We start from the raw sequence: 4,800 nt of genomic DNA, 5'->3' as shown, positions 1-4,800 counted from the left end.
CTTAGCATTGCTCTGTTACCTCTGAGTGCTTCGATTGAATTTATACCCATACCACCCATCATTTCTTTTATTTCATGTTGCCAAGCATGGATTAAATTAACGAGCTTTTCAGAGCCAATTTCAGGGTTTAATCGTTTTACTAAATCGGGCCTTTGAGTAGCAATACCCCAGTTACATTTGCCACTATGACAACTTCTACATAGGTGACAGCCAAGTGCAATAAGAGCACTAGTTGCAATGTAAACAGCATCAGCACCAAGAGCTATTGCTTTTACAATATCTGCAGAGCATCTAATTGAGCCTCCGACAACGAGAGAAATATTATTTCTAATTCCTTCATCTCTAAGTCTCTTATCAACAGAGGCTAAAGCAAGCTCAATAGGAATACCTACGTTATCTCTGATTGCGGCAGGAGCAGCTCCAGTACCACCTCTAAATCCATCTATTGCAATGATATCTGCCCCTGATCGAGCAACACCAGATGCAATAGCTGATACATTGTGAACCGCTGCAATTTTTACTATTACTGGCTTAGTATAGTTTGTAGCTTCCTTTAGTGTATAAACTAACTGCCTTAAATCCTCGATTGAATAAATATCATGGTGAGGTGCAGGGCTAATTGCATCACTACCTTCAGGAATCATTCTAGTCTTTGATACATCACCAACAATTTTTGTTCCAGGAAGGTGGCCACCAATACCTGGCTTTGCACCTTGTCCCATCTTTATTTCAAGCGCAGCACCGGCCTTTAAGTAATCAGGGTGTACGCCAAAACGTCCTGAGGCAATTTGAACAATAGTGTTAGCACCATATTCATAGAAATCTTCATGAAGACCACCTTCACCGGTGTTGTAATAAATACCAAGTTTTTGAGATGCAAGAGCTAAGGATTTATGTGCGTTATAGCTAATTGAGCCATAGCTCATAGCAGAAAACATAACAGGAACTTGTAATTCAAGCTGGGGAGTTTGTTCACATTTAATTCTTCCATACTGGTCTCTAACTATCTTCTCGCTTTTGTGTCCCAAAAATACCTTTGTTTCCATAGGCTCTCTTAATGGGTCAATTGATGGGTTAGTTACTTGGCTTGCATTTATTAAAATCTTATCCCAATAAACTGGATAGTTTTTAGGAGTTCCCATACTTGCAAGTAATACTCCACCACTTTCTGCTTGACGATAGATATTAGTAATTCTTTCTCCAGTCCAGTTTGCATTTTCTTTAAAGGTATGGTCTGATTTAACAATCTTTAAGGCGCGAGTAGGGCAGAGTGCTACACAACGATGACAAGCAACACATTTTGATTCATCACTAACCATCTTGCATCTTTTTGTATCATAGTGGTGAACAAGGTTAGCACACTGTCTCTCACATACTCTACAGGCAATACAGCGGTCAGGATTTCTGACAACTTCATATTCTGGATAAATGTAGTTAATAGCCATCTTTATGCCTCCACACCTTCATTAAGTGTTACGATTACAGGCTCTCCGCCCTTTGGATACCAAATCTTATCTGGATTTGGTTCAATAATTTTTATTGCGCTCTCTTCAGAGGAGAAGTAGACCATATCATTTTTCTCTGCCGCTACTAATGACCTTAGTTTTAACCTATCGTTTAGAGCCATAAGACCACCACGGAATCCTAATATGATTGAGAATGGTCCGTTAATAAGAAGAGATGAGAAGGTATTTCGTAAATAGGTATACTCTCTCTTTTTATCGTCATTCATTCTTTCAATTGTGCTCCAGAAAGGTGCTGCAATTACGTGAGCACACTCCTCAAGGGATAGCTTTTGTTTTCTGTGCAGGTAGTCGATCATGTAGGTAATTACTTCTGTATCGGTTTGTAGAGTACATCTGTATCCATACATCTCTATTGCTCTTCTATTTGCATCATATGAAGATATTTCTCCATTATGAACAATAGAGTAGTCTAATAGACCAAATGGATGGGCACCTCCCCACCAACCTGGAGTGTTGGTTGGATACCTACCATGAACAGTCCAAGCATATCCTTCATATTCATCTACTCTATAGAACTGACCAACATCCTCAGGATATCCAACAGCTTTGAATATTCCCATATTCTTTCCTGAGGAAAATACGTAAGCACCTTTAATGTGAGTATTTATTTTTACAACACATCTTACAGTGTATTCATCTTCTTCAAGCTGGCTTTGAGCAAGCTTTGTTGGAAGTGGTGTTACAAAGTATCTCCAAATTAGAGGTTCATCTGTTATGTTTTTATTTTTCTTTGTTGGAATTTTTGAAAGGTTTACTATATCAAAGTGTTCATCGATAAAGTCTTCTGTAATGTGTCTTGCATCATCGCTATCATAAAAAACGTGAAAAGCATAGAAGTCTTTGTACTCTGGATAAATACCATAGCCTGCAAATCCTCCTCCAAGACCATTTGACCTATCATGCATTATGCTAATTGATTTAATCATGCCTTCTCCTGTGAACTTTCGTCCAGTTTTAGAGAACATGCTTGAAATCGCACAGCCTGCAGGGATTCTTATATCACCCTCTCTTTGAAAACTTTCCATATAGCCTCCTGAAAAACGAAAAAGGCATCTTACGACAAATATTCACCATGAATACTTGTTGCAAGACGCCTTTGTCTTCAACTTAGAGTACAGAGAGAGTGCGCATTTGAAAGCAGCCTTCCCCTCTGCTTTTTTGTTGGTAATTTAACGAAAAGTAAAAAACCTTGTAAAGTACTTTTCTTTGCTTTTTTTGAAAAATTTGATTTGACTGAAATAGTGCATAATATAATAAAAAGCAATATCATTTCGGCTATGTTAAACATAATTGCTGATCTTCACACTCATACTTTAGCAAGCGGACATGCATATGGAACAATTAGGGAAATGGCTAAAGCTGCCTCAAATAAGGGCTTATTAGCCTATGGTCACAGTGACCATGCACCAGGAATTCCTGGTACCTGCCATCCCTTTTATTTTGCTTGCTTCGATGAAATCCCAAAATACCTTTACGGTGTTAGAATTTTAGGCTCATGTGAAGTAAATATCTTAGATGATGGATCTCTTTCTTTGGAGGATAGGTTTATTTCCTCTCTTGATTATGCTATCGCTGGTATCCATTTAAATTGCTATACGGACCATGGTAAAAAAATAAATACTCAAAACGTAATCAAGTGTATGAAAAATGAGAAAGTAAAACTAATTTCACATCCAGATAGTGATAAAATGAGCCTTGATTATGAAAGTCTAACTGACGCTGCATTAGACTATAACGTTGCCTTAGAGGTCAATAACAGCTCATTAAAAAATCCTGGTAGTAGACCTAACTGTGTTGAGAACTATAAAAAGATGTTAAAACTCTCAGAGAAAAAGGGTGTAAGAATTATTGTTAGTTCTGATGCACATGACCCATCAAGTGTTGGTAGCTTTGATAAAGCTGTAAAGCTACTTGACGATTTATCCTTTGATCAATCACTTGTTGTTAACTCATCATTTGAAACATTAATGTCTTTTCTATCTTTACCATTTTGAAATAATAGTGCAATCTTGAGGTGGCTTTAAGTCATTTTAATTGTTGCAATTTGTTGTTGTATAAGAAGATGAAAAAATCTTATAAAAATTTTTTAATTTTCTGTTGACTAAATATCAGAATTTTTTGTACAACACATGCATAACAAGGACGTTATGGTAAAAAGCCAAAACGTCCTTTTTTATTTGGAAGGAGAAATATTTATGGAAACAGTTGCAGATTATTTCGGTTCACTTGTGTTTAATGATGAAACAATGAGAAACCGCCTGCCTAAAGATGTTTATAAAGCATTAAAGAAGACCGTTGCTGATGGTAAAGATCTTGATTTAAATGTTGCAAACTCTGTTGCTAATGCAATGAAGTCTTGGGCAATTGAGCATGGTTGTACTCACTATACACACTGGTTCCAGCCAATGACAGGTATCACAGCTGAAAAGCATGAAGCATTTATTTCTCCTGTTGATGGAGGCAAGGTTTTACTTGAGTTTTCTGGTAAGGAGTTAATCAAGGGTGAACCTGATGCATCATCATTCCCATCAGGTGGTATTAGAGCAACATTTGAAGCTCGTGGATACACAGCTTGGGATCCAACAAGCTATGCCTTTATTAAGGATGATACACTTTGTATCCCAACAGCATTCTGTTCTTACTCAGGTGAAGTACTTGATAAGAAAACTCCATTACTTCGTTCTATGGAGGCTATCTCAGATGAAGCTGTAAAGATTTTACACCTTTTTGGTAAAACAGATGTAAAGAAAGTAAATACTACAGTAGGTCCTGAACAGGAATATTTCCTAATTGATAAAAAGGACTATGCTGCAAGAAAAGATTTAATTTATACAGGTAGAACACTTCTTGGTGCACGTTCTCCAAAAGGTCAGGAAATGGAAGACCACTATTTTGGGGCAATTAGAAGTAGAGTTTCTGCTTACATGAAGGACCTTGATAGAGAGCTCTGGAAGCTTGGGATCAATGCAAAGACAAGTCACAATGAGGTTGCTCCTTGTCAGCATGAGCTTGCTCCAGTTTTCGGAACTACTAATATTGCAGTCGACCACAACCAGCTTACAATGGAGTTAATGAAGAAGATTGCAGATCGTCATGGTTTTGCTTGTCTTTTACATGAAAAACCATTTGCTGGAGTAAATGGAAGTGGTAAACATAATAACTGGTCTATCAGCACTGATACTGGCATTAACCTCCTTGAGCCAGGTGATAGTCCAAAGGATAACGCTCAGTTCCTCCTTTTCTTAGTAGCCGTCATCAAGGCTGTTGATGAGTA

General features: G+C 37.6%; 4 protein-coding genes. 2 read left to right on the top strand and 2 right to left on the bottom strand.

Annotated elements, in window-relative coordinates; genetic code table 11:
- Together SOY52_RS05995 and SOY52_RS05990 are read right to left on the bottom strand one after the other, a co-directional pair.
- A partial coding sequence (locus tag SOY52_RS05995; RefSeq protein ID WP_320848062.1) for a glutamate synthase-related protein occupies positions 1 to 1,445 on the bottom strand: 1,445 nt, incomplete at its 3' end.
- Positions 1,446 to 1,447: 2 nt separating this feature from the next.
- Positions 1,448 to 2,551, bottom strand: coding sequence for a glutamine amidotransferase family protein (locus tag SOY52_RS05990; RefSeq protein WP_320848061.1), 1,104 nt, complete (start codon positions 2,549 to 2,551; stop codon positions 1,448 to 1,450).
- A 252-nt stretch (positions 2,552 to 2,803) separates the two neighbouring features.
- On the opposite strand from SOY52_RS05990, the gene SOY52_RS05985 reads away from it, so the two are divergent.
- A complete protein-coding gene (locus SOY52_RS05985; RefSeq protein ID WP_320848060.1) occupies positions 2,804 to 3,520 on the top strand; it encodes a phosphatase in 717 nt (238 codons plus the stop codon).
- A 201-nt stretch (positions 3,521 to 3,721) separates the two neighbouring features.
- The coding region (locus SOY52_RS05980) for a glutamine synthetase III (RefSeq protein WP_320848059.1) at positions 3,722 to 4,800 on the top strand (1,079 nt) is incomplete at its 3' end.

Source organism: Bullifex sp. (genome assembly GCF_034103065.1).
In the GTDB taxonomy this organism is placed as follows: domain Bacteria; phylum Spirochaetota; class Spirochaetia; order Sphaerochaetales; family Sphaerochaetaceae; genus Bullifex.
This window is presented reverse-complemented; position numbering and strand designations above follow the sequence as displayed.

Bases quoted from the DNA above. Each gene is read 5' to 3' on its own strand.
- SOY52_RS05990 (WP_320848061.1), bottom strand. From the start codon at position 2,551: ATGGAAAGTTTTCAAAGAGAGGGTGATATAAGAATCCCTGCAGGCTGT.
- SOY52_RS05985 (WP_320848060.1), top strand. From the start codon at position 2,804: ATGTTAAACATAATTGCTGATCTTCACACTCATACTTTAGCAAGCGGA.